Raw genomic sequence first — 23,837 nt, forward strand, 5'->3', positions numbered from 1 at the left:
CCCCCTCCGGCGCGCCGGGCCGTGGCTCAGCTCTGGTGCGACTGGTAGTGCGTGACCGCGTCCGAAGTACGGCCGGCACCGTAGACCCGGAGGAACTCCGCCAGCTCCGGGTGGGTCGGAGCAAGCGTGTCGGCCGCGTCGATGATGTCGCCGGCGGCGGCCACCGACCGCAGCAGCGACTGGATCTCACGGACCACCCGCTTGACCGTCGGCGCCCCCGAACCGCTGGTCGTCTGCGTGGTGTTGCTGAGCACCGAGCCCCCCTGGGACTTCTTGATCTCGTCCATGCGCTCGGTGGCCTCGGCCGCGCTCACGCTGCCGTCCGCGACCTGAGCCGAGAGGTCCTGGAGCAGCTGCACCCGCTGGACCACGGCCGGGTTACCGATCTTCGCCCGCTGCCCGCTCATCAGCTGCGACAGCATGGGCGCGGACAGTCCGAGGACCGCCGCGAGACGTGCCTGGTTGAGCCCCAGGTCGTCGATGAGCTTACGGAAGAGCGCCCCCAGCGGCTCTCCGTACCAGTTCCGCTGCAGCTCCCGCGCTCTGGCGGTGGCTTCCTGCTGTGCGGCGTCCATTGCGTCTCCCCATCGCTTCCCCAAAAAAACCACGGTTCGCTACAGCGAACCCCGTCGAGCATCTTACGGAGAGTGGTCATCTGCGGGGACCCCCAATCTTTTTGCGAGGTACGGGGGGTGACCCGGTACTCTGGTCTGCGGCACCGACCCTGCGGACCTTCCGCTTGGCCGGCTGCTTCCCGTACGGGGCCTTAGCTCAGTTGGTAGAGCGCCGTCTTTGCATGGCGGATGTCAGGGGTTCGACTCCCCTAGGCTCCACAACAAACCCCTCTGACCTGTGTAAACACGGTCAGAGGGGTTCTTTGTCCGCCCTCGCGGTCAAGCATTTGGTTTCACGTGAAACGGCACCGTGGGACGGCACACGGCAGACCGGCGACCTGCCGGACTCAGCGGTTCCTGTCGTCCCGGGACCGGGAACCGTGCTCCTCCGCCTCCTTCGCCTGGACCTCCGGGTCAAGGGGAGAACTGCCGTCCACCGAGCCCAGGCGGCCCGCATCCGGGACCTCCGTGGCGGCCGGAGGCTCGACCAGCCAGTCGGGGTTGGCCTGCTTGTCCCACCACTTCCAGGCGGCGAAGGCCGCACCGGCCAGCACGCCGAACACCGCGAACGCCTTGAACGCACGGCCGCACGACGAGCGCCGCTGGTTCCGGCGGGCCAGCCTCTCGATCTCCTCGGCCGACACATTGCCGCGCAGCGCGGCCAGCGCCGCGGCACCCCGTGCGGTCGCCTCCTCACGGACCGGACCGGCCGCCGCCACCGCCTGCTCGATCCTCGGACGCGAGTAGTCGGCGGCCTGCCGGGCCGCCTTGCGCGTCAGATCGGCGGCGTCGTGCGCGGCCTGGTCCATCTTCGGCGGCACATGGGTACGGGCCTGCTCCAGGCGCGGCACGAGACGGGCGTCGTACTGGACGCGGGCCTGCTCAGCGGCCTGCGACACCACGGGCGCGAGCCGTACGCGTGCCTCCTGTGCGTAGTACGCGGCACGCTCCTTGGCCGTGTCGGCGTAGGGCGCCACCGCTTCCGCGGCGTGCCGCACGCTGTCCTTCGCCGAACTGGTCGCGGCGCGCACGCTGTCTTTGCGGGTCACGGGTTTCCTCCTCCTCGGTGGCGTACGGTATTTCGACTTTCCACCCTTTTACGGATCATGCCTGCCCGCAGGCCGGGCGGCGCGCGAGGACGGGCATACGGGTGCAACCAGAGCTAAGAGGGGCTTGTCGACGACAATGCCACGGATCGGCGCCGCGCGCCCCCGCATGACAGAAGGGGTTCCGCAAGTGATTCGTGAGGATCCAGGCCCGGCGGCTCCGGCCGGGCACCGGACCCGCCGTACCGTGCGAGGATCGTGGGCACTGAATCCGAGCACAAACGGAAGGCGGACCGTGGCCGAGCACCTCTACGCCACCCTGAAGACCAGCCTCGGCGACATCGAGGTCCGGCTCTTCCCGAACCACGCGCCCAAGACGGTCAGGAACTTCGTCGAACTGGCGCAGGGTGAGCGTGAGTGGACCCACCCCGCCACCGGCGCCGTCACCACCGACCCGCTCTACGACGGCACCGTCTTCCACCGGGTGATCAGCGGCTTCATGATCCAGGGCGGCGACCCCCTCGGCACCGGCATCGGCGGCCCCGGCTACAAGTTCGAGGACGAGTTCCACCCCGACCTGCGCTTCGACCGCCCCTACCTGCTCGCCATGGCCAACGCCGGCCCCCGCACCAACGGCTCCCAGTTCTTCATCACGGTCAACCCCGCTCCCCACCTCAACCGCAAGCACACCATCTTCGGCGAGGTCGTCGACCCGGCCGGCCAGAAGGTCGTGGACAGCATCGCGGTCGTCCCCGTCAGCGGACCCAACAAACGGCCGGTCAACGACGTCGTCATCGAAACGGTCGTCGTCACGAAGCGCACCGGCTGACCGCGCCCGAAAGGGAAGCACCCGAAGGGAACCAAACGCCCCGCTCGTCCGTAAGGATGGGCGGGGCGGAACACTGCCCACGACGAGCGAGGGGACCCCATGGAGGACCAGGCGACAGGCAGCGCGCGCGACGCCCACAGCCTGCCCAAGTGCTACCGGCACCCGGACCGGGAGACCGGCGTGCGCTGCACCCGCTGCGAGCGCCCCATCTGCCCCGAGTGCATGGTCAGCGCCTCCGTGGGCTTCCAGTGCCCCGACTGCGTCCGCGGCACCACCGCCGGCCAGAGCGGCCCGCCCGCGGCCGCCTCCCAGCCCCGCACCCTCGCCGGCGGCACGGTCACCGCCGACCCGCGACTGCTCACCAAGATCCTGATCGGCGTCAACATCGCCGTCTTCCTGGCCCAGCTGTCCGCCGGGGACGACTTCACCAGCCGTTTCGAACTGTTCGGCCAGGCCTGGGTCACGCAGAACGGCGGGGTCGAAGGCGTCGCACAGGGCCAGTACTACCGGCTGCTGACCGCGATGTTCCTGCACGACCCCTCGAACTACATGCACATCGTGTTCAACATGCTGAGCCTGTGGTGGATCGGCGGCCCCCTGGAAGCCGCACTCGGCCGCGCCCGCTACCTGACGCTGTACTTCGTCTCCGGCCTGGCCGGCAGCGCGCTCACCTACCTGCTCGCCGATCCCGCCAGCCCGTCGCTCGGCGCCTCCGGCGCGATCTTCGGCCTCTTCGGCGCGACCGCGGTGCTCATCCGCCGGCTCAACTACGACATGCGGCCGATCATCGCCCTGCTGGTGATCAACCTCATCTTCACGTTCAGCGGCGGCATCGCCTGGCAGGCCCACATCGGCGGCCTGGTCGCCGGTGTCGTCACCGGCTACGCGATGGTGCACGCCCCGCGCGAGCGGCGGAACCTGATCCAGTACGGCACGTGTGCGCTGGTGCTGGTCGCGGCCCTGGTCATCACGGTCGTGCGGACCGCACAGCTCACCTGAGCCCACGCCCGCGGCCGATCACGGCGGCGCACCGTACCGATACCGAACCGTTGTCCACAGTCGGTGGCCGATCTTGTGCACAACGTGCGCGCACAACTGCGCCCCCTCCGACTCACCTGCGTTGTTGCAGGTCAGGGAGGGGGCGAGCGGTTTTGCGGCGAGTGTTGTGGTAGTCGTACCGGCGTCAACACTCGACGGGTTATCCACAGATCGTCGTCTTTTCCCCAGGGGGGTGTGGACAGCAGGTCAGGCCTGTGGATAACTCAGCGAACAGCCCTGGGTAGAGCTGTCGGCCGGGTTACTTCCACTGCGTGGAGACGCCGAAGCCGGCCGCGATGAAGCCGAAGCCCACGACGATGTTCCAGTTGTCGAGGCTGTCGATCGGCAGCGAACCGTCGGTCACGTAGAAGACGACGATCCAGGCCAGTCCGATGAGGAACATGGCCAGCATCACCGGCGCGACCCAGGCGCGACTGTTGAGCTTGATGGCGGTCGCCTGCTTCGCCGGGGGCGGCGTGTAGTCGGCCTTCTTGCGGATACGTGACTTCGGCACGAGGGTCTCTCCTGTCGATGCGCTGCGTGGCCGCGCAGGTAACTGGGTCGGGCTCGGGGCAGCGTACAAGGGGACAGTAAGGGCAGACTGAGCGCTCCCCCGGGCGTCCGTTAGCGTAGTGCTTCCGTGGCGCTGAAGGAGATAAGGGTACGTTGAGCAATTCTGCCGACTCCAACGCGACCGGATCAACGGGTTCCGACCCGGATGGTGCGGGCGGTTTCCCCGCCGGCCGCCGGCCGCGCCTCCGGCCCGTCCGGATTCTCACCGTGGGTGTCTTCGCTCTGGCCGGTCTGCTCTTCTTCACCAGCTTCAACACGGCCAAGGGCACCGACATCCGCTCGGACGACAACCTGCTCAAGCTCTCGGACCTGATCCAGGAGCACAGCCGCAAGAACAAGGAGCTGGACGAGTCCAACGCGAGCTCGCGCGACCAGAACGAGAAGCTCGCCAAGCGTGACGACGGCTCCACCAAGGCCCAGGACGACCAGCTCGCGGGCCTGGAGAAGGACGCGGGCACCCAGAAGCTGACCGGCAAGGCGATCACCGTCACGCTCAACGACGCCCCGCCGAACGCCACCGCCAAGCTCCCGGGCTATCCCGAGCCGCAGCCCGACTACCTGGTCATCCACCAGCAGGACCTGCAGGCCGTGGTGAACGCGCTGTGGCAGGGCGGCGCCCAGGGCATCAAGGTCATGGACCAGCGGCTGATCTCCACCAGCGCGGTGCGCTGTGTCGGCAACACCCTGATCCTCCAGGGCCGGGTCTACTCGCCGCCGTACAAGATCCAGGCGATCGGGGACCCGGGGAAGATGCAGAAGGCGCTCGCGGACTCCGAGGCCATCCAGAACTACATGGTGTACGTGAACGTGTACGGCCTCGGGTGGAAAGTGACCGAGGACGGGACGGTGACTCTGCCGGGCTACTCGGGCACAGTGGATCTGCACTACGCGAAGCCCGTGGAGTAAGCAGCTCGTCACTTTCTGGAGCCGCCGGTGCGCGTGATCGTCAGGACCGTCAGCGAGCTCTGCATCACCGTCGGCACGCTCATCGTGCTCTTCGTCGCGTACGTGATGTTCTGGACCGGTGTGAAGGCCGACAGTGTGATGCACGACCAGATCGACCAGTTACAGCGGCAGTGGTCGGCGAAGGCCGCGGTGCGTCCCACGGCGAAGGCGACCGCAGCGCCCGCGAAACCCGCCGCGTACCACTACGGCAAGCCCTTCGCGATCATGTACATCCCCCGGTTCGGTTTCACGTGGAACAAGCCGGTCCTGGAGGGCACGGGCACCGATGTCCTGCAGAAGGGCCTCGCGCACTACGCCCGGACCGCGCGGCTCGGCCAGGTGGGCAACTTCGCGGTCGCCGGTCACCGGCGCACCTACGGTGATCCGTTCCTGGACTTCCCGAAGCTGCGCGAGGGCGATGCGATCGTCCTGACGGACGGGACGACCTGGTTCACGTATCGGATCGACAAAGGCCCATACAAAACAGTTCCGACGGACGTTGAAGTGATCGACGCTGTGCCACGTAAGTCGGGGTATACGCGTCCGGGGCGCTATCTCACGCTGACCACGTGCGATCCGGAATGGGGGCACAGTCATCGGCTGATCGTCTGGGCGCACTTGGACTCCACACAGCCTGTGGAGTCAGGCAGACCTAAGGCGCTGCGCCGTTAGTCTGGTGCAGTACGGCGGGATTCTGGTGCCGTGGTGGAACGGAAGGGACGGCATGTACGGCTGGATCTGGCGGCATCTGCCGGGCAACGCGTGGGTGAGGGCGCTGATCTCACTCCTGCTGGTCCTGGTCGTGGTCTACGTCCTCTTCCAGTACGTCTTTCCCTGGGCCGAACCGCTGCTGCCCTTCAACGATGTGACGGTGGACAACCAGTGAGCGCGCGGATTCTCGTCGTCGACAACTACGACAGCTTCGTCTTCAACCTGGTCCAGTACCTGTACCAGCTGGGCGCCGAGTGCGAGGTGCTGCGCAACGACGAGGTGTCGACGGCGCACGTCCAGGACGGCTTCGACGGCGTCCTGCTCTCGCCCGGTCCCGGGACGCCGGAGGAGGCGGGGGTGTGCGTGGACATGGTCCGGCACTGCGCCGCGACCGGTGTCCCGGTGTTCGGTGTCTGTCTCGGCATGCAGTCGATGCAGGTGGCGTACGGCGGTGTGGTGGACCGCGCGCCCGAGCTGCTGCACGGCAAGACCTCGCTGGTCGAGCATGGCGGCAAGGGGGTCTTCGCGGGGCTGCCCTCGCCCTTCACCGCGACCCGCTACCACTCGCTGGCGGCCGAGCCGGCGACGGTGCCGGCCGAGCTGGAGGTGACCGCCCGCACCCACGACGGGATCATCATGGGGCTCAGGCACCGTGAACTCCCGGTGGAGGGTGTGCAGTTCCACCCCGAGTCGGTGCTGACCGAGCACGGGCACCGGATGCTGGCCAACTGGCTGGTGGAGTGCGGTGACCAGGGGGCCGTGGCGAGGTCGGCGGGGCTCGCCCCGGTGGTGGGCAGGGCCACGGCGTGACCGCGCTGCGCCCCGAGCGCGAGACCGGTGCCTCGTACGGGGATCAGCCGTACGAGGGGTCCGGTGCGCTCGGGGAGACGGCGTTCCTTCCGCCTCTGCCGCCGATCGACGAGGAGACCGTCGCGCTGCGGATCCCCGATCCGCCGCCCATATCGGCTTCTGCGGGCACAGCGGCCCCTTCCGGCACTGGAACCCCAGGGGGTGGCCGAGCGGCCCGCAGAAAGGCCGCCAAGCGGCGTGGCGGGCGGCACGGCGGTGTACCGGAGTCGGGTCCGCAGGAGAACGCCGTGCCGGGCACCGGGGTCGGCCGGCCGCTCTCCCGGGTCGAGGCCCGTCGGCAGCAGCGGTTGCGCAAGCCCAGCCCGGCCGTCATGGCGAGCCGGGCGATAGGCGAGGTGTTCATCACCACCGGTGTGCTGATGCTGCTGTTCGTCACGTACCAGCTGTGGTGGACGAACGTCCGTGCGCACGCCCAGGCCGGCAGTGAGGCGAGCAGCCTCCAGAAGGACTGGGCGAGCGGCAAGCGTGCTCCCGGTGTCTTCGCGCCCGGTCAGGGGTTCGCCATCCTGCACATCCCCAAGCTGGACGTGGTGGCGCCGATCGCCGAGGGCGTCAGCAACAAGAAGGTCCTCGACAAGGGGATGGTCGGGCACTACGGCGAGGGCGCGCTGAAGACGGCGATGCCGCAGGACAAGACCGGCAACTTCGGTCTGGCCGCGCACCGCAACACGCACGGTGAGCCGTTCCGGTACATCAACAGGCTGGTGGCCGGTGACGCGGTGGTCGTCGAGACGCAGGACGAGTACTTCGTGTACAAGGTGACGTCGATGCTGCCGGTGACGGCGCCGAGCAACGTGAGCGTGCTGGATCCGGTGCCGAAGGGTTCGGGTTTCACCAAGCCGGGCCGGTACATCACTCTCACCACCTGCACACCGGAGTTCACCAGCAAGTACCGGTTGATCGTGTGGGGCAAGATGGTCGAGGAACGCCCGCGCAGCAAGGGCAAGCCAGACGCGCTCGTCGAGTAGGGGCAGAGGAACAGTGGCAGCGACCGCCGACGACACCGAAGACAAGACCGACGCGCCGGACGCGGCGTCCGTGCCGGGGCGGCGGCCGATCGGCCGGATCGCCATGGCGGTCAGCGTCTTCGGTGAACTCCTCATCACGGCGGGCCTGGTGCTCGGCCTGTTCGTCGTCTACTCGCTGTGGTGGACGAACGTGATAGCGGACCGCAAGGCCGACCGGGCGGGCGACAAGGTCCGGGAGACCTGGGCCCAGCAGGACACCGGTCCCGGTGCGCTGAACACGAAGAACGGCATCGGGTTCCTGCACGTGCCGTCGATGAGGAACGGTGAGGTGCTGGTCGAGAAGGGCACGTCGACGGACGTCCTGAACAACGGCGTGGCCGGCTACTACACCGACCCGGCCAAGGCCGTGCTCCCCACCACCGGCAAGACCGGCAACTTCACCCTCGCCGCCCACCGCGACGGCCACGGTGCGAAGTTCCACAACATCGACAAGGTGAAGGTCGGCGATCCGGTCGTCTTCGAGACCCGTGACAACTGGTACGTCTACAAGGTCTACGACATTCTCCCCGAGACCTCGAAGTACAACGTCAAGGTCCTCTCCCAGATCCCGAAGGAGTCCGGCAAGACCAAGCCGGGCCACTACATCACCCTGACGACCTGCACTCCGGTGTACACGAGCCGGTACCGGTATGTGGTGTGGGGTGAGCTGGTGCGGGTGCAGAAGGTGGACAGCGAGCGGACGCTGCCGAAGGAGCTGCGCTGACCGAGCTCCTTGCGGGAGCTCAGTCGCCTAGCATGGCGAAGGCCCGGAGCCGCAAATTCGACTTGCGACTCCGGGCCTTGTTGGTCGGGGCTACCTCAGGTCCTTGAGAGGCGCTCCCGCGCTCCATGCCTCCAAGTCGTGGCGGTCCACCATGACGACCCCGCTCAGTTTGGCGATGGCCTGGGCTTCGCTGCTGAAGTTGCACGTGGCCACGAAGAGGGCGACATCCACTCGATCGACTGCTCGTGCGGCGCCTGCGAACTTCTGCATGTCGGCGCTGCGGATGGATCGCCTGCTCGTGTGGTTCTTGCACTGTACGGCCACGGTGCGTCCCTCGGTGGTGCGTGCCGTGATGTCGATACCGCGGTCTTTGTGTGCCTGACGTACGACGACGTCCGTGCAGCCGTCCCGACGCAGGAGATCGGCGACGTGTCGTTCGAGTGCCTGCCAGGTCATGCCTTTGAGCGCCGCGGCGATTTCTGGCACGCGTCCCTCCTCCAGGAAGCTGATGCGCCGGTGGTGCTGGCACAGCCTGCGCTCCACGTGCTCGATGTCCTGCCGGAGTTCGATGAGCTCGCGGCGGTGTTCGCCGGCGGAGGCGATGAGGGCGTTGAACATCGGGACGACTGTCTTGCCGAGGATGTGGGTGAGGCGCTGGTCGATGCGGTCGTCGAGAGAAGTGGTAGCTGTGGGGACAGGGTCATCCACAGACTGTGTGCGCGCCAGATACTCCATGTCCAGGAGGTACGTGCGTACCTGACGGGCGACGTCGCTGTCGCGTAGGAGCATGGCGACATTGAGGACGGCTCGGCGTGAGTAGAGAGTGAGGCTCGACCGAGGCTGTGGATAACCTCCCGGATAGCGTGACAAGACGTCACGCTTAAAATCTGCGAGGTCACGGCCCTGGAGCGTCACCGTTCCATTGCACGACAGCTCCTCGTGGTGCCGTGCCTTGAGCTGGCGGATGGCCTCCGCAGTGACACCGAAGTACGCCGCCACCATCGCCGAAGTCACATGCATCCCGTCCGGCAGCAGTGACAGCGCCTTCACCCTGTCGAGGACGTCGGTGCGGTCCAGCACGCTGTCGCGCAGGGTCTGCGATTCCAGCAGCGCCGATTCGTTGATCATGTTCTGCCCTTTCACTCGTCGTGTGGCCGTGCGGCCAGGGCAGAGCTGTGGGTCCCCACCCGATCTGATCAACGACTTGTCGAAGGGGAAGGCACGATCGATACAGGAGCAGATGTTCACAGGCGGCGTGTCCTGTGCGGGTGGATGCAGCGCTCGGCCCCGTCGAGCCGTAGCTCGGCGGGGCCGGGGTGAGCCTGTCTGGCAGGCTCTTTTGGTGCTGCGGGTGGAGCGTCAGCCGAAGGTACCGCCGAAGAAGTTGGTACCGCCGTTGTTCCCGCCGTTGTTGCCGTTGCCCGTGCTCACCGTGGTGAGGGTGATCGTCGTGCTGCCGGGGTCGTTGACGCCGGTGTTGGCCTGCGGGTCCTGGTTGGTGACGATCGCGTTGTCGCTGGAGTCGCCGTTGAACTGGATGTTGGTGAAGCCCGAGGCCTGCAGAGTCTGCTTGGCCTGGCTCACGGTCTGGCCCAGCACGCTCGGCACGGCGGTCTGCTGCTGTGCCTTGCCGATCTGGATGTTCACCGAGGAGTTCTTCTTGACCTGGGTGCCGGCCTGCGGGTCGGTCGAGATGACCTTGCCGACCTGGTTGGCGTCGCTGGTGTCCACCTCGGTGCAGTTGCCGGTCAGGTTGTTGGCCGTCATCTGCGCCTTGGCATCGTCACAGCTCTTGCCGGTGACGTCGGGGACCGTCACCTTCTCCTCGGCCTTGGCGACCTCCAGAGTGATGGTTGAGCCCTTTTCCTTCTCGGTGCCGGGGTCGGGGTTCTGGCTCAGGACCGTGCCCTCGTCCTGGGTGGACACCGTTTTGGTGACCTTGACCTTGAAGCCCTTGTTCTCCAGTTGCGTGGTGGCGTCGTCGACGTTCTTGCCGATCACGTTGTCCACCGCGACCTTCGGAGCGCCTGTGGAGACGACCAGGTTGATCGTGTCGCCCTTGTTCACGTCCGACCCGGCCGTCGGGTCCTGCGAGCAGACGCTGCCTGTCGGGGCGTTCTCGCAGGCCTTCTTGGTGGGCGTACCCAGCTTCAGACCCGAGTTGTCCGCCATCTTCTGCGCGTCCGCGTAGGTCTGGCCGACGAAGTTCGGGGCGGCGAAGGGTTTGTCCGTGCCGCCTCCGCCGACCACCCATTTCCCGATCAGGATCGAGCCCACCAGCACCAGGATGCCGGCGACCACGAGCAGGATCGTGGACGTGTTGTTCTTCTTTTTCTGCTGGCGGCGGCGGTCCGGGCGTTCGTCGTAGCCGTAGCCGCCGTCGTCCGGGTTCATCGGGGGGAGCATGGTGGTGGCGCCGGCGTCGGCGCGCATGGCCGTGGTCGGCATGTCGTCCGGGTAGCCGCCGTAGCCGACGGAGCCCATGGCCGCGGTGGCCGCGACCGGCTGGCCGTCGAGGCACGCCTCGATGTCGGCGCGCATCTCGTCGGCGGACTGGTATCGGTAGTTCGGGTCCTTGACCAGGGCCTTCAGGACGATGGCGTCCATCTCGGGCGTGATCTCGGGGTCGAAGACCGACGGCGGCTGGGGTTCCTCGCGGACGTGCTGGTAGGCGACCGCGACCGGGCTGTCGCCCACGAACGGCGGTCGTACCGTCAGCAGCTCGTAGAGGAGGCAGCCCGTCGAGTAGAGGTCCGAGCGGGCGTCGACCTGCTCGCCCTTCGCCTGCTCCGGGGAGAGGTACTGGGCGGTGCCGATCACGGCGGCCGTCTGGGTCATGGTCATGCCGGAGTCGCCCATGGCGCGGGCGATGCCGAAGTCCATGACCTTGACCTGGCCGTTGCGCGTGAGCATGACGTTCGCCGGCTTGATGTCACGGTGGACGATGCCGCTGCGGTGCGCGTACTCCAGGCCCTGGAGGATGCCGATGGTCATCTCCATCGCGCGCTCGGGCAGCAGCTTGCGGCCGGAGTGCAGCAGCTCGCGCAGCGTCGAGCCGTCCACGTACTCCATGACGATGTACGGGATCGAGACCCCGTCGATGTAGTCCTCGCCCGTGTCGTAGACCGCGACGATCGCGGGATGGTTGAGCGAGGCGGCCGACTGGGCCTCCCGGCGGAACCGGGCCTGGAAGGACGGGTCGCGCGCGAGGTCCGCGCGCAGCGTCTTCACCGCCACCGTGCGGCCGAGCCGCGTGTCATGGGCGAGGTAGACCTCCGCCATGCCACCACGGCCGAGCACGTGGCCCAGCTCGTACCGGCCGCCGAGGCGACGCGGCTCTTCCATAGTTCCCTACCAGCCCTCTCCGTCGGTCCCGACCGGCACGGGTGTGCGGTCGGAGGCTGCCGTCCGGGCCTACCGTACCCGGCTGTGTTTGTGTGACCTGGCCAAGCCCGTAACCCGATACAGGACCGGTATGTCAACGTGCACCGATGTGAAGGGGACGTGAGCGGGGTCACTTCTTGGAGTTGATGACTGCCTCCATCACGCTCTTCGCGATCGGGGCCGCGAGGCCGCCGCCGGAGATGTCGTCGCGGTTGGCCTGGTCGTCCTCGATCACCACGGCGACGGCGACGGGCTTGCTGCCGTCGGGGAGCTTGGCGTAGGAGATGAACCAGGCGTAGGGGTTCTCGCTGTTCTCCACGCCGTGCTGGGCGGTACCGGTCTTGCCGCCCACGGTGATGCCGTTGATCTGGGCGTTCTTGCCGGTGCCGTCCTTGACGACCGTCTCCATCATGGACTGGAGGATCTGCGCGTTGGAGGAGGAGAGCGGCTGGCTCATCTCCTCGGGGTCGGTCTGGGAGATGGTGTCGAGGTTCGACGACTGCAGCTTGTCGATCATGTACGGCTTCATCAGCTTGCCGTCGTTGGCGACCGCGGAGGCGACCATGGCCATCTGGAGGGGGGTCGCGGCGGTGTTGTACTGGCCGATCGAGGACAGCGCGGTCTGCGACTGGTTCATGTTGTCGGAGAAGACCGAGGCGCTGGAGCGGACCGGGGTGAACTGCTCGGAGTCGAATCCGAACTTCTTCGCCTCGGCGAGCATCTTGTCGTTGCCGAGGTCGGCGCCGATCTTGCCGAAGACGGTGTTGCAGGAGTAGCGCAGCGCGATCCGCATGGTCGCGTTCTTGCAGGGGATGCTGCCCTCGTTCTTCAGCTCGGTGGTGGTGCCGGGCATGACGTAGGGCAGCGGGGAGTCGGTGTTCTCGTCGGCCGACTTGTACAGGCCGTTCTCCAGGGCGGCCGCGGCGGTGACGACCTTGAAGGTGGAGCCCGGCGGGTAGGTCTCGCGCAGCGCCCGGTTCAGCATCGGGTCGTTCGGGTTGTATTTCTTCTGGAGCTTCTTCCAGGCCTCGGCGTCGGTGTCCGAGGTGCCGGCGAAGGCGGAGGGGTCGTACGACGGGTAGGAGGCGAGGGCCAGGATCTTGCCCGTGGAGGGCTCCAGGGCGACGACGGCGCCCTTGCCGCCCTGGGCCTTCAGGCCGTCGTACGCGGCCTTCTGGGCGGCCGCGCTGAGGGTGGTGACGACGTTGCCGCCCTGCTTCTGCTTGCCCGTGATCATGTCGAGGGTGTTGCGGAAGAAGAGCCGGTCGTCGTTGCCGGTGAGGATGCCGTCCTCAAGGCTCTCCAGCTGGTTGGCGCCGAAGGCCTGGGAGGCGTAGCCGGTGACCGGCGACCACATGGGGCCGTTCTTGTAGGTGCGCTTGTACTTCAGGTCGTTGAGACCGGAGGAGCCGGACGCGGTGGAGCCGGTGACCGGGTTGCCGTCGACGATGATGTCGCCGCGCGGGGTGGAGTAGCGGGCGATGGTGACGCGGCGGTTGGCGGGGTCCTCGCGGAGGGTGTCGGCCTTGACGTACTGGAGCCAGTTGTCGCGCAGCAGCAGGGTGAGGACGAGGAGGCCGCAGAAGATGGCGATCCGGCGCAGGGGCTTGTTCATGAGGGGCGGACCACCTGGGTCATCTCGGCGTCGGGGTTGGCCGCGGGGGCCGGGGCGGGGCGGCGGGCGGTGTCGCTGATGCGGATCAGCACGCCGATGAGGGCCCAGTTGGCGATCACGGAGGAACCGCCGTACGCGAGGAACGGCATCGTCATACCGGTGAGCGGGATGAGGCCCATCACACCGCCGGCGACGACGAAGACCTGGAGGGCGAAGGCGCCGGAGAGGCCGACGGCGAGCAGCTTGCCGAAGGGGTCGCGGGCGGCGAGGGAGGTGCGCACGCCGCGCTCGACGATCAGGCCGTAGATGAGCAGGATCGCCATGATGCCCGCGAGGCCGAGCTCCTCGCCGAAGGTGGCGAGGATGAAGTCGGAGTTGGCGGCGAACCGGATCAGGTCGGAGTGGCCCTGGCCGAGGCCGGTGCCGAGGGTGCCGCCGGAGCCGAACGCCCACAGGGCCTGCATCGCCTGCTCGGAGTGGCCGGCGACGCCCTGCCGGGAGAGCGTGTACTCCTTCATCGGGTCGAGCCAGGCCTGGACGCGCTGCTGGACGTGCGGTTCGAAGCTGGCCACGCCGACCGCGCCGGCCGCCGACATCAGCAGACCGAAGACGATCCAGCTGGTCCGCTCGGTGGCGACGTACAGCATGATGATGAACATTCCGAAGAACAGCAGCGAGGTACCGAGGTCGGTCTCGAACACCAGGATGAGGATCGAGATGAACCAGACGACCAGGATCGGGCCCAGGTCGCGGCCGCGCGGCAGGTAGAGCCCCATGAAGCGGCGGCTGGCGAGCGCGAGGGCGTCCCGCTTGACCATCAGGTAGCCGGCGAAGAACACCGCGAGGACGATCTTCGCGAACTCACCGGGCTGGATGGTGAAGCCGCCGACGGAGATCCAGATCTTGGCGCCGTAGACGTTCAGGCCGAGGCCCGGGACCAGCGGGAGCAGCAGCAGGAAGAGCGCGGCCACCATGGAGATGTAGGTGTAGCGCTGGAGTGCTCTGTGGTCCTTGAGGAAGATCAGGACGACGATGAACAGGGCGATGCCCATCGCGGTGTAGAGCAGCTGGTTGGTGGCCTTGCCGCCGGAGACGTGGATCGACTGGAGCAGCTTGGACTGGTCGAGTCTCCAGATGACGACCAGGCCGAGGCCGTTGAGCAGGGTGGCCAGCGGCAGCAGCAGCGGGTCCGCGTAGGGGGCGAACTTGCGGACCACGAGGTGGGCGACGGCGGCAAGGAGGCCGAGGCCGAGTCCGTAGCTCAGCAGTCCGGCGGGGACCTTGTCGTTGATGGCCAGGCCCACGTTGGCGTAGGCGAACACCGGGATGGCGACGGCGAACACCAGGAGCGCGAGCTCGGTGTTGCGCCGGCTCGGTGTGCCGATGGAGCCGATCGTGGACGTGTGGTTCGTCGACGTGTTGGTAGTACTGCTCATCGTGTGACGGGGCCTCTCACGGCTTGCCTGCTACTGCTTACCGCACAGCGAGACGACCTTCTGCTCATCCTCCGAGAGGGTGGGGCCGGGGCTGGGGGTCGCTGAGGGGGACGGGGACGGTGACGCCGTGGAGGACGCCGAGTTCGACGGTGTGGGCGAGGCCTTGGACGTGAGAGAGGTCTTGGTGGTTCCCGTGGTGCCTCCGGCCTCGCCCTGGCCGGTCTTGGAGCTGGTCTTGGACTCGGCGGCGGTGCGCTCGGACTCCTTCTTGCAGGCGGATGCCTGCACGGCCAGTTCCTGGACCTTCGACTGGGCGTCCTTGAGGCCGCCCTCGGCGATGGTCGCCTTGACCTGCTTCTGCTGGTAGGGCGGCAGGTACTTGAGTTCGATCTCGGGGTGGTCCGTCTCCACCTTCGACAGTGACACCCAGGCCAGGTCCTGGCTGATGCCCTGGTAGAGCGCGACGTGCTCGCCGTTGGCGCCGACGTAGTACTGGGTCTGCGTCCAGCGGTAGCCGCCGTACAGGCCCCCGCCGATCACGGCGAGGGCGAGGATGCCGAAGAAGGATCTCTTCAGCCACTTGCGGCCCGTGCGGGGCTTGACGAAGTCGTCGTCGGTGTAGTCGCCGAAGCTGTCGGTCGGGACGTAGCCGGTGGTGTCGCCGGAGCCGGGCGGGCCGAACTCGCCGCCGCCGCCGTGTCCGTGCCCCTGCCGGCCGAGGTTGGCGGCCCGGCCTGCCGGGGTCTGCATGTAGCCGTTGTCGTGCAGGTGCTGCTGGTTCTCGGCGACGGCGCCGACCACGACCGGGGTGTCGGAGAGCTGGCCCGCGAGGGTGTCGCCGGTGTCCAGGTCGAGGACGTCCGCGATGATGACCGTGATGTTGTCGGGGCCGCCGCCGCGCAGCGCGAGCTGGATCAGCTCCTGCACGGTCTCCTGCGGGCCCTGGTAGCTGGCGAGGGTCTCCTCCAGGGTCTGGTGGGAGACGACCCCGGAGAGCCCGTCGGAGCAGATCAGGTACCGGTCGCCGGCGCGGACCTCGCGGATCGACAGGTCGGGTTCGACGTGGTCGCCGCTGCCGAGGGCGCGCATCAGCAGCGAGCGCTGCGGGTGGGTGGTGGCCTCTTCCTCGGTGATCCGGCCCTCGTCGACGAGCCGCTGCACCCAGGTGTGGTCCTGGGTGATCTGCGTGAGCACGCCGTCCCGGAGCAGGTAGGCGCGGGAGTCGCCGACGTGCACGAGGCCGAGCCGCTGGCCGGTCCACAGCAGAGCGGTGAGGGTGGTCCCCATGCCCTCCAGCTGCGGGTCCTCCTCGACCATGGCGCGCAGCTGGTCGTTGGCGCGCTGCACGGCGTGGCCGAGGGAGGTGAGGATGTCGGAGCCGGGCACGTCGTCGTCGAGCGTGACCAGGGTGGAGATCACCTCGGAGGAGGCGACCTCGCCGGCGGCCTGGCCGCCCATGCCGTCGGCGATGGCGAGCAGGCGGGGACCGGCGTAACCGGAGTCCTCGTTGCCCTCCCGGATCATGCCTTTGTGCGATCCGGCGGCGAAGCGCAGTGACAGACTCATGCGCACCTCGCCCGTCGGCTCCGGGTACATCCGCACGGTGCCCACCCTCCGGTCGGGAGCGCGCGAAGGACCGGCGTCCGGTCCGCCGCCGCGTGCTCGCTCCGCTCGCGCCTACTCATGATGTAGCACTACTTCCGCAGCTCGATGACGGTTTTGCCGATGCGGATCGGCGCGCCCAGCGGGATCGGCGTGGGGGTCGTCAGCCGGGACCGGTCCAGGTAGGTGCCGTTGGTCGAGCCGAGGTCCTCGACGATCCACTGGCCGTCGCGGTCCGGGTAGATCCTGGCATGACGGCTGGAGGCGTAGTCGTCGTCCAGCACGATCGTGGAGTCGTGGGCGCGGCCGAGGGTGATGGTCTGACCCTGGAGCGCGACCGTCGTACCGGTGAGGGTGCCTTCGGAGACGACCAGCTTGGTCGGGGCGTTACGGCGCTGGCGGCCGCCGGCCGCGGGCTGCTGGCCGCGCTGCTGCGGGGGTGCGGCCTGCTGGCGGGCGGCCGGCTGCTGCCGGCGTCCTTCTTCCCTACGCGATCCGCGCTGGGTGACGCGCGTACCGAACAGGTCGCTGCGGATGACCTGCACGGCCACGATCACGAACAGCCACAGTACGGCCAGGAAACCCAGCCGCATGACCGTGAGGGTCAGCTCTGACATTGCCCCCGCTTCACCCTTCGGCTTGCCGGTAAATGATGGTGGTGCTGCCCACGACGATCCGCGAGCCGTCGCGGAGCGTAGCGCGGGTGGTGTGCTGCCCGTCCACCACGATGCCGTTGGTGGATCCGAGATCCTGGATCGTCGAGGGCGTTCCGGTCCGGATCTCGCAGTGCCGGCGGGAGACGCCGGGGTCGTCGATCCGCACGTCGGCCTCGGTGCTGCGGCCCAGCACGAGCGTCGCGCGGGAGATCTGGTGGCGGGTGCCGTTGATCTCGATCCAGTAGCGGGTGCGGGCGCCGGGCGCCGGGGCGCCGACGGGACCCGAGGGCGGCCGCTGGGCGGCCGGCTGGGTCGGCTGCGGGTACCCGTAGCCGCCGGGGCGGCCGCCGGGCGGCGGGGCGCTCGGCATCGGCGGGGCCGCGGCGCTCTGCTGCGGCTGGCCGTAGCCGCCGGCGCGCTGCGGGGCACCGCTCGCGGGGGCGCGCTCGGGGGCCTGCTGGTTGCTGGAGGACGCGAGCGTGCGGCTGCGCACCCGGTACAGGCCGGTGTCGAGGTCGTCGGCCTTCTCCAGGTTGACCTTGATCGGCCCCATGAAGGTGTAGCGCTGCTGCTTGGCGTAGTCGCGGACCATCCCGGCGAGCTCGTCGCCGAGCTGCCCGGAGTAGGGGCTGAGCCGCTCGAAGTCCGGCGCGCTCAGCTCCACGATGAAGTCGTTGGGTACGACGGTCCGGTCCCGGTTCCAGATGGTCGCGTTGTTGTCGCACTCACGCTGCAGCGCGCCGGCGATCTCCACGGGCTGGACCTCGGACTTGAACACCTTGGCGAAGGTGCCGTTGACCAGACCTTCGAGACGCTGCTCGAACTTCTTCAGGACTCCCACAGGGCACCTCCTCTGTCGCCTTGCCCGTACTGCCTGCCGTTGCCGTTACCGCTCACTGATCGTATCTACGCGCCCGGCAATCAGCCGGTTCCCCCAGCGGCCCCCCTTCGAACTCCTCGGCGTGCTTCTCCTGCCCAGGATCGCGTTCGTTCTGCCAAGGATCGTAGAGGTGGCCCACGACCAGTGTCCCGCACCTGACTGTGGACCCGATCCGTCTCCTGGACAGATGGGCTCGACCGGTACGAGGTTGATACGTGAACGCAGACCGCTCGGTACGTGGTCACCAGGTGGGCGCTGCCCCTGGATAAGGGATGTGAACCCACCCTGCCCCACGTGCTAGTGTTCTCGATGTCGGAAGGGGCCAGCCCAAAGGAAATAACGGGGCTGAAGCCGGAAGACACACCCAATGCGCGGGTGGCGGAATAGGCAGACGCGCTGGATTCAGGTTCCAGTGCCCGCAAGGGCGTGGGGGTTCAACTCCCCCCTCGCGCACAGAGAGAAACCGACGGAACGGGCTCTCACCAGTGACGGAAGTCACGGTGGGGGTCCGTTTCTCGTTGTGCGGTGATCGTTTGGCGACTGTGAGGCATCGCACGGCCTTGGCAAGGCATACGGAAGGCCCCGACTCGTGAGCTATCTCACGGGTGGGGCCTGTCTTCGTTGTGCTGCGGTGCCAGGGGCCGGTTTGCTCTACGCAACGGGTGCCAGGTGCCCCGTCGGCGTCCAGGTCTTCCGCTCTTTGGTCGGCCGGCGATGGTGGGTGCGGCGCCGCGGGCGTTCGCCGCCGAGGGCGAGAGTGTCCAGCCACTTCCTGATCTTGCGGCGGTTGGCGTGGGCCAGCTGGAAGGCGAGCAGGATCGTTTGCGCGGCGATCCCACGGATGCGGCGGGAGCCTGCGGACTCGATGCCCTCGGCGAGGGGGTTCTTGGCGTAGCCGTTGTAGCCCTCGACGCTGTTGCGGAGCCGGAAGTAGACCTTCTGCCATTCCGGGCCGCCGTACTCCAGGGCCTGCCAGTGCTTGGCACCGGCTTCCGGGCTGACGGTGATGGCTTTCTGGCGGCAGATCTTCAGCGGGCCGACTGGGCTGGGCTCGGGGTCGACAAGGGGGAGGTGGATGCCGCGGCCCATGGTGTGCTGCTTGATGGTGCACTGGGCCTTGCCCGCTTCGGCGGGGCACATCATCCGCTGGTAGCCCTCGTCGTCGGCGTTCTGCTTGGGCATGAGGCGGTATCCGCGGCGGGCGGCGATCAGCCGGACCCATGTCTCGCGGTCGATGCGTTCGGCGTGCAGGTCGATGGTGGCGTTGATGAGGGGCTCGGGCATGGACGGGCAGTACCAGCGGCCCTCGACGAGGATGGCGCCCTGCGTGCCACCCTGCCTGCCGAGCTGGTCTGCCCGGTAGTCGTAGACCGGCTTGTAGCCCATGGCCCGGACGGGAAGCTGCCACTCCTCAGGCTCGGAGTTGTTGTAGGCGCGGTCGCCGGCCAGGTAGCCGGGCTTGTAGCCCCGGTCCCGGAGTCGGTCGAGGATCTTCAGGCCGTTGTAGGCGGGACGCTGACCGGGCTTGTCCAGGGCGACGCCGAGGACGAGGGCCGGGAGGACGTCCGGGTTCGGGGTGCCGTTGTCGAGGAGTACGGCGTCGTGTTCGGCGTCACGGGTCACGATGAGGTGGGCGTCGAAGCCGAAGAGGTACTTCTTCCGGAGCGAGGTCTTCTTCTTGTCCTCGGCGGCCTGGGCCTTGCCCGGTTTCGCGGGTGGAGGAGTCGGGCGCATGGACTCGGACACGGGTGCGTCGGGGTCCCGGTGGTCGCCGTCGCGCACGTACCAGCCGGCGTCCGGGTCGGTGGCGAGCTCGGGGCCCTTCGTACGGCGACCGCGGGAGAACGTGCGGACGGGGGTGGCATCGATGCCCAGGGAGACCTCTGCCAGTTCGCTCAGAAGGGTGTGGAGGGGCCGTACGGAGGCGTCCAGCACGAACTCGGTGAACAGGGCCAGCCGCCGTTCCCGCTCCGCCAGGTCGTCGATGTCGGCTGCCGTCGTCAGGGCATTGGCCTCTGCGCGTGAGAGGTGACCGTTGGGCGGCAGAGGGGAGGGGTTCATCGCGTCTTTCATCGCGTGGAAGAGGCGCCGGACGACGGCGTAGGCAGCCTCGAATCCCTGGTCGTGGTCCTCGTAGTCGGGTACGCCGAGCAGGGCGCGCAGGCGGGGGCTGATGCGGAAGTACAGGATGTCGGTGACCCGTTCCAGGACGATCTTCCCGCCGGTGTCCTGGGTGCAGAGGTGCAGGCCGATCAGAAGGCTTCTGAGGTGCAGGGTGCGGTGCCGGCCGCGCGGGAGGTGCACGAACTCCTCAAGCAACGGGACGAGTTGGCTGTTGTCGACCTCGCCGATTGCGATCTCCACGTCGGTGTCGTCGATGAATCTGCGCTCGTCCCGCATCGACAGAAGGCGCTCGTGCCGATCGCTGGGCATACCCCGAGGAGCTGTCATCCGCTGCCTCGCAACAGGCGTGCGGCTTCCTCTGCGGGGACAGGGGTGAGGAACGGCAGGATGCGTGAGAGGCCGTGGAGGGTGTCGACGCCTGCTGCGGCCACGATGACGGTGATGGGAAGCCGCTCTTCGAAGAGTTCGACCAGCCATGTGGACCGGAGACGGCCCATGACGAGTCGGGGGACGTCCGGACTGGGCTGAGCGCGGGCCAGGAAGTTCGTGACGGTGTTGGTGCCACGACTGTGGCAGTTGGGGCGGAACAGGTACCGCGCGGTGCCTGAGGCGTCGAGGCGGTCGGCGGCGGAGGCCAGAACCCCTTCCCAGGGACGACGGCAGAGGATCTCCCGTTTCCGCGGCCCGCGGGTGACCACGACGGCCGGACCACCGGTACCCGAGGCCCGGCGGACGTCATGGACCCGTAGGGGGATGGCCTCGGGCGAGTCAAGACCGACACCGAGCCCGAGCGCCATGAGGGTCTTGCAACCCCATCGCAGTTCCTCGGTGGGCTGTCCGCTGGCCCAGCCCCACAGATCCGCGATCTCGGACCGGCCGTAAGGGCTGTTGGGAATCGAGGCCGACAGCTTGGCGGGCTTCCCCGTCCGGCATTCACCGCCCAAAACGACTTCACTGAGCCGCAGAAGCCGGGACCGGTAGTTGCCCCTGGTGGTCTCCTTCACGGTGGGGCAGCCCACCGCGATGAACCGCTCGATCACCTCCCGGACCAGCCACACTTCTGCCTTGCCGGGAAGGCCCTCACCGTTGCAGAAGAGCGCCAACTGGGCCAGGGCCGAAAGCAGTTCGCGCGCTTGGTAGGGCAGCAGCGGATCGGCGAGGCGGACCACACGGCGCACCTCATCGCCGACTCGGCTCCACCCCGCGGGGGAGCCGGACGGGCCGTAGGAATCAATCCGCTGACTCATCACATGCCGCCACACCAGCACCCCGGCGGGCGGAATGCTATTCGAATAACATGTAGCTGCGGCAGTAGTCCCGCGCGACCGGGGAGGACCGGATGGGTCAGACTTCACCTCATGCCCCAAGGAGATGCCCGCCGTCTGCCGCCGCGCGCTTACTGCGCCCGCGGCACGTGGCCTGAGGCCGTCATGGAGGAGCATCACGGGGCGCGCGTCGCCCAGGCGCTGGCCTTCAGGCTCCAGACGGCGATCACCGAGAAGGGCTGGTCGGCCGCCGAGCTGGCCCGGCGCAGTGGGGTCGCCCGCTACACGATTGCCAAGGCGCTGGCCGGCGAAGCCTGGCCTGACCTGCTCACCATCGCCAATCTGGAAAAAGCTCTGGAAGCGGACCTGTGGCCGGGGCGGGAAGTGTGACGGCGGCGGCCATTGGGGCCGAAAGAAGGGCTGTTCGAGGCTGAACACGAGGCGGTCATCCCTTCGAGCGAAGGGCAGGACCATATTTCGCAACGCGCTACCGGCGGCACGAGGCCGTCCGTAAAATACAGCGAGGCACGAACTGATCCGGCTCTGTGGAAAGTTCTCGGGAGGTTCGTCGCTGTAGGCCGCCACCGCGGAAGAAATTCCAGGTGGCGGCCGTCTTTTGTTGTGTAGAATCGATGTTCGAGTTTGCTCTACAGGTTCTGTCGGATCCCGGTGGCGTGCTGGTAATTCGAACCCGGGTGCTTTACGAGTTCACCGGCGCGCACGAGCTCGTCCATGGTCACGCGAACGCTCTTCGTCTTGGTGGGGACGCCCAGGGCTTCTGCCATGGAACCTGCCTTCCAGAGTCGCTGCGGATCCTGGCGCATGAGCTCGCGGATGCGGTCCTTTCGGGTCTGGCCCTGGCCGTTGGGTGCTGTCAGTTCGTTTTCGTCCTCATCGTCCAGCGACTGCTGCCGCTGGTCGGGGATGCCGCTTCGCTTCCACTCCTCCGCAGTGTCCTTGTGCTTCTTCAGCTGGCGCATCAGGCGCAGCTCCTGGCGCACCTTGTAAAGGTCCTTCTGTAGGTCCTCTTCCTTCTCTTCAAGCCTCTCGACGTACGTGTCCGGGTCGCCGGCAAACGCTTCCCATGGAACGTCCTCAATCATTTGTGAACCGTACCTATGACAGGGCATCTGTAACCTTCTTCGCAAGGGGTATTTCACTCGAACTGGCGACATGATCAATTACCTTTGCCGTTTGGGTTCGAAGATGCTCGAAAAGCCCCTATATGTACACCGACGTGTTACCTTGTTTGCTGTAACGTTTCCGCTCTGTGGTTTCCTGGTGCCGACCTGTGCTGTCATGGGGGGTGGCTAATTTCCTTTCCGGTTTATTAGGTTGTTTCTCCTGTTTCTGTGAATTGACTTTTCGGAGTGCGAGGTACCTCTGGGTTCATGTCTTTGTGGGTATCCGATGCCGCCCTGGGTATGGGCATACCTGGCTATGGCCGGGAAGTCCCACTTCACCTGCATATGCCTGACGAGGTCCGGGCTTCCTGTCATGGGTAGGGCGGACGGGTAGGCAGTGTTGTCCAGAGCCCCCCAGGTGGCTGCCCGTTCGACTCTCCTCGGCTGCAGAGGGGGCAGAGGGGGACGTGGGGTGCGAGCGTTTTGCAGGACGCCATCTCGGGCATAGGGCGTGAGCAGTTCGCGGGCACATGTGCATGTCCATCTGCTTTCCCTGGTGGTCTGCTGCAGGGGCTCGCCACGCCAGGCTGACTGCCTGAGGGGTAGGCGAGGGTGGTCCATCGGGCATGAGCATGCGCACAGGCGACAGGGAATGACAGGTGCCCCAGCGGGAAGGAGAGGCCACCTGGGGACGGATAGCGGCGGTATTGGTGGCTTGGCTGCGCTGCACTAGCGCGGCGCCCTGTCGCGGGTGCCATGCGCGAAGACCGATCAAGAGGCCGGGGCGGGGGAGAGCTCGGAGACCGGTTCGGAGATGAGCCGCCAACTATTGCAAGGTGTGCAGCGTGTCCTTGTGCCTGTCGTGCTTGCGGCCCTGCTGATGTGCCCCTGCCTCCCTCCGTCGTGTTGTGCCTGGAGGAGCCAGACGTGCGAGGAAGCTGAACGCCTGGGTTGCCGAGGGCACAGGTCCGCACGCCCTGTGCGCGCAGGAGGCCGCTCGTCGCGCAGGTGGCAGCGAAAGGGCAGCCACGATCAAGGACGATCGGGCCACCGGCACGAACGCGCTGAGTCGCGGTGTGGCCGAACGGACCGTCAGGCGCTCTTCGAAGTCATCCGGGCTCCGCTGCGGCGCTGTGACGCCGGCCATTCGGGGCCGTAGCCGAGGCGAACCACCATGTGCGCGTGAGCGGGGCCGACGTCTGCCGGCGCCAAGATTTACTCGCGCAGGTCCGACCACTCCAGCGTCTGACGCAGGGGTGATGCCCGGTCGCCGTGCGTGGTGGCCAGGACCAGGAATCGTTCGGGGGCCTGGCCCGGGGGGGCGGCCGGGGGGGGGGGGGGGGGGGGGGGGCCGCGGGGTTGCCCGGGGGGGCCGGGGCACCCAAGCAAAAGAA

Annotated in this window: 22 protein-coding genes and 2 tRNA genes; 11 read left to right on the forward strand and 13 right to left on the reverse strand. The window is 67.6% G+C overall.

Translation table 11 applies throughout. The features are described from left to right. Window positions 1–26 precede the first annotated feature (26 nt). The gene (locus ACFZB3_RS30755) at window positions 27–575 is read right to left on the reverse strand and encodes a DNA-binding protein (RefSeq protein ID WP_089100435.1); all 549 of its coding nucleotides are present in this window, start codon (window positions 573–575) and stop codon (window positions 27–29) included. A gap of 185 nt (window positions 576–760) precedes the next feature. On the opposite strand from ACFZB3_RS30755, the gene ACFZB3_RS30760 reads away from it, so the two are divergent. Then, window positions 761–833, forward strand: a tRNA-Ala gene (locus tag ACFZB3_RS30760). A gap of 128 nt (window positions 834–961) precedes the next feature. On the opposite strand, the gene ACFZB3_RS30765 is transcribed toward ACFZB3_RS30760, so the two are convergent. Beyond that, entirely contained in the window at window positions 962–1,663 is a 702-nt protein-coding gene (locus tag ACFZB3_RS30765) for a DUF5324 family protein (RefSeq protein WP_391380994.1), read from the reverse strand. Window positions 1,664–1,955: 292 nt separating this feature from the next. Here ACFZB3_RS30765 and ACFZB3_RS30770 point away from each other — a divergent pair, with 292 nt between their 5' ends. Both ACFZB3_RS30770 and ACFZB3_RS30775 read left to right on the forward strand, forming a co-directional pair. Then, on the forward strand, window positions 1,956–2,489 hold the full coding sequence (locus tag ACFZB3_RS30770; protein ID WP_391380996.1) for a peptidylprolyl isomerase: 534 nt from the start codon (window positions 1,956–1,958) through the stop codon (window positions 2,487–2,489). A gap of 99 nt (window positions 2,490–2,588) precedes the next feature. Beyond that, window positions 2,589–3,488: a rhomboid family intramembrane serine protease gene (locus ACFZB3_RS30775; RefSeq protein WP_391380999.1), complete on the forward strand. Its 900-nt coding sequence runs from the start codon at window positions 2,589–2,591 to the stop codon at window positions 3,486–3,488. 298 nt (window positions 3,489–3,786) lie between these two features. Here the strand turns inward: ACFZB3_RS30775 and crgA are convergent, their stop codons facing one another. Next, window positions 3,787–4,041: a cell division protein CrgA gene (gene crgA / locus ACFZB3_RS30780; RefSeq protein WP_046727637.1), complete on the reverse strand. Its 255-nt coding sequence runs from the start codon at window positions 4,039–4,041 to the stop codon at window positions 3,787–3,789. A gap of 152 nt (window positions 4,042–4,193) precedes the next feature. On the opposite strand from crgA, the gene ACFZB3_RS30785 reads away from it, so the two are divergent. The 6 genes from ACFZB3_RS30785 to ACFZB3_RS30810 are packed head-to-tail and all read left to right on the forward strand — an operon-like array spanning window position 4,194 to window position 8,357. Further along, a complete protein-coding gene (locus ACFZB3_RS30785) occupies window positions 4,194–5,006 on the forward strand; it encodes a DUF881 domain-containing protein (protein WP_391381001.1) in 813 nt (270 codons plus the stop codon). 27 nt (window positions 5,007–5,033) lie between these two features. Continuing rightward, window positions 5,034–5,717, forward strand: a complete 684-nt coding sequence (locus ACFZB3_RS30790) for a class E sortase (protein WP_391381003.1) — start codon at window positions 5,034–5,036, stop codon at window positions 5,715–5,717. A gap of 52 nt (window positions 5,718–5,769) precedes the next feature. After that, on the forward strand, window positions 5,770–5,931 hold the full coding sequence (locus ACFZB3_RS30795) for a hypothetical protein (protein ID WP_391381005.1): 162 nt from the start codon (window positions 5,770–5,772) through the stop codon (window positions 5,929–5,931). Then, window positions 5,928–6,566: an aminodeoxychorismate/anthranilate synthase component II gene (locus tag ACFZB3_RS30800; RefSeq protein ID WP_391381007.1), complete on the forward strand. Its 639-nt coding sequence runs from the start codon at window positions 5,928–5,930 to the stop codon at window positions 6,564–6,566. Before ACFZB3_RS30795 ends, ACFZB3_RS30800 begins: the two co-directional genes overlap by 4 nt. Next, complete coding sequence (locus ACFZB3_RS30805; protein WP_391381009.1) at window positions 6,563–7,594, forward strand: class E sortase; 1,032 nt, start codon at window positions 6,563–6,565, stop codon at window positions 7,592–7,594. The genes ACFZB3_RS30800 and ACFZB3_RS30805 overlap by 4 nt, the downstream gene beginning before the upstream one ends. Before the next feature lie 13 nt (window positions 7,595–7,607). Beyond that, entirely contained in the window at window positions 7,608–8,357 is a 750-nt protein-coding gene (locus ACFZB3_RS30810; RefSeq protein ID WP_391381011.1) for a class E sortase, read from the forward strand. Window positions 8,358–8,447: 90 nt separating this feature from the next. Here ACFZB3_RS30810 and ACFZB3_RS30815 read toward each other — a convergent pair whose 3' ends face one another. The 7 genes from ACFZB3_RS30815 to ACFZB3_RS30845 form a co-directional block, all read right to left on the reverse strand. Next, entirely contained in the window at window positions 8,448–9,485 is a 1,038-nt protein-coding gene (locus ACFZB3_RS30815; RefSeq protein ID WP_391381013.1) for a restriction endonuclease, read from the reverse strand. 231 nt (window positions 9,486–9,716) lie between these two features. After that, window positions 9,717–11,702 carry a Stk1 family PASTA domain-containing Ser/Thr kinase gene (gene pknB / locus ACFZB3_RS30820; RefSeq protein ID WP_391381015.1) on the reverse strand — a complete coding sequence of 662 codons (1,986 nt, stop codon included), beginning with the start codon at window positions 11,700–11,702 and terminating at the stop codon, window positions 9,717–9,719. Between the two features lie 169 nt (window positions 11,703–11,871). Then, window positions 11,872–13,356 carry a penicillin-binding transpeptidase domain-containing protein gene (locus ACFZB3_RS30825; protein WP_391381017.1) on the reverse strand — a complete coding sequence of 495 codons (1,485 nt, stop codon included), beginning with the start codon at window positions 13,354–13,356 and terminating at the stop codon, window positions 11,872–11,874. Further along, window positions 13,353–14,792 carry an FtsW/RodA/SpoVE family cell cycle protein gene (locus ACFZB3_RS30830; RefSeq protein ID WP_391381019.1) on the reverse strand — a complete coding sequence of 480 codons (1,440 nt, stop codon included), beginning with the start codon at window positions 14,790–14,792 and terminating at the stop codon, window positions 13,353–13,355. The genes ACFZB3_RS30825 and ACFZB3_RS30830 overlap by 4 nt, the downstream gene beginning before the upstream one ends. 30 nt (window positions 14,793–14,822) lie before the next feature. After that, complete coding sequence (locus ACFZB3_RS30835; protein ID WP_391381448.1) at window positions 14,823–16,388, reverse strand: Stp1/IreP family PP2C-type Ser/Thr phosphatase; 1,566 nt, start codon at window positions 16,386–16,388, stop codon at window positions 14,823–14,825. Between the two features lie 98 nt (window positions 16,389–16,486). Continuing rightward, window positions 16,487–17,011: an FHA domain-containing protein gene (locus ACFZB3_RS30840; RefSeq protein ID WP_093500760.1), complete on the reverse strand. Its 525-nt coding sequence runs from the start codon at window positions 17,009–17,011 to the stop codon at window positions 16,487–16,489. 10 nt (window positions 17,012–17,021) lie between these two features. Continuing rightward, the gene (locus tag ACFZB3_RS30845; RefSeq protein WP_391381022.1) at window positions 17,022–17,891 is read right to left on the reverse strand and encodes an FhaA domain-containing protein; all 870 of its coding nucleotides are present in this window, start codon (window positions 17,889–17,891) and stop codon (window positions 17,022–17,024) included. Between the two features lie 408 nt (window positions 17,892–18,299). On the opposite strand from ACFZB3_RS30845, the gene ACFZB3_RS30850 reads away from it, so the two are divergent. Further along, a tRNA-Leu gene (locus ACFZB3_RS30850) sits at window positions 18,300–18,383 on the forward strand. A 198-nt stretch (window positions 18,384–18,581) separates the two neighbouring features. Here ACFZB3_RS30850 and ACFZB3_RS30855 read toward each other — a convergent pair. After that, window positions 18,582–20,363, reverse strand: coding sequence for a hypothetical protein (locus tag ACFZB3_RS30855; protein WP_391381025.1), 1,782 nt, complete (start codon window positions 20,361–20,363; stop codon window positions 18,582–18,584). A gap of 14 nt (window positions 20,364–20,377) precedes the next feature. Further along, a complete protein-coding gene (locus tag ACFZB3_RS30860) occupies window positions 20,378–21,223 on the reverse strand; it encodes a hypothetical protein (protein ID WP_391381027.1) in 846 nt (281 codons plus the stop codon). A 261-nt stretch (window positions 21,224–21,484) separates the two neighbouring features. On the opposite strand from ACFZB3_RS30860, the gene ACFZB3_RS30865 reads away from it, so the two are divergent. Beyond that, window positions 21,485–21,709, forward strand: coding sequence for a helix-turn-helix domain-containing protein (locus ACFZB3_RS30865; protein ID WP_391381029.1), 225 nt, complete (start codon window positions 21,485–21,487; stop codon window positions 21,707–21,709). A gap of 257 nt (window positions 21,710–21,966) precedes the next feature. On the opposite strand, the gene ACFZB3_RS30870 is transcribed toward ACFZB3_RS30865, so the two are convergent. Beyond that, a complete protein-coding gene (locus tag ACFZB3_RS30870; RefSeq protein WP_365351136.1) occupies window positions 21,967–22,422 on the reverse strand; it encodes a hypothetical protein in 456 nt (151 codons plus the stop codon). Between the last annotated feature and the right edge of the window lie 1,415 nt (window positions 22,423–23,837).

Source organism: Streptomyces sp. NPDC008092 (assembly GCF_042957285.1).
Lineage (GTDB): Bacteria > Actinomycetota > Actinomycetes > Streptomycetales > Streptomycetaceae > Streptomyces.

Coding starts and splice junctions, on each gene's coding strand:
- ACFZB3_RS30870 (WP_365351136.1), bottom strand. CDS start 22,422: ATGATTGAGGACGTTCCATGGGAAGCGTTTGCCGGCGACCCGGACACG.
- ACFZB3_RS30840 (WP_093500760.1), bottom strand. CDS start 17,011: ATGTCAGAGCTGACCCTCACGGTCATGCGGCTGGGTTTCCTGGCCGTA.
- ACFZB3_RS30825 (WP_391381017.1), bottom strand. CDS start 13,356: ATGAACAAGCCCCTGCGCCGGATCGCCATCTTCTGCGGCCTCCTCGTC.
- pknB (WP_391381015.1), bottom strand. CDS start 11,702: ATGGAAGAGCCGCGTCGCCTCGGCGGCCGGTACGAGCTGGGCCACGTG.
- ACFZB3_RS30775 (WP_391380999.1), top strand. CDS start 2,589: ATGGAGGACCAGGCGACAGGCAGCGCGCGCGACGCCCACAGCCTGCCC.
- ACFZB3_RS30865 (WP_391381029.1), top strand. CDS start 21,485: ATGGAGGAGCATCACGGGGCGCGCGTCGCCCAGGCGCTGGCCTTCAGG.
- ACFZB3_RS30830 (WP_391381019.1), bottom strand. CDS start 14,792: ATGAGCAGTACTACCAACACGTCGACGAACCACACGTCCACGATCGGC.
- ACFZB3_RS30755 (WP_089100435.1), bottom strand. CDS start 575: ATGGACGCCGCACAGCAGGAAGCCACCGCCAGAGCGCGGGAGCTGCAG.
- ACFZB3_RS30835 (WP_391381448.1), bottom strand. CDS start 16,388: ATGTACCCGGAGCCGACGGGCGAGGTGCGCATGAGTCTGTCACTGCGC.
- ACFZB3_RS30815 (WP_391381013.1), bottom strand. CDS start 9,485: ATGATCAACGAATCGGCGCTGCTGGAATCGCAGACCCTGCGCGACAGC.
- ACFZB3_RS30855 (WP_391381025.1), bottom strand. CDS start 20,363: ATGCCCAGCGATCGGCACGAGCGCCTTCTGTCGATGCGGGACGAGCGC.
- ACFZB3_RS30795 (WP_391381005.1), top strand. CDS start 5,770: ATGTACGGCTGGATCTGGCGGCATCTGCCGGGCAACGCGTGGGTGAGG.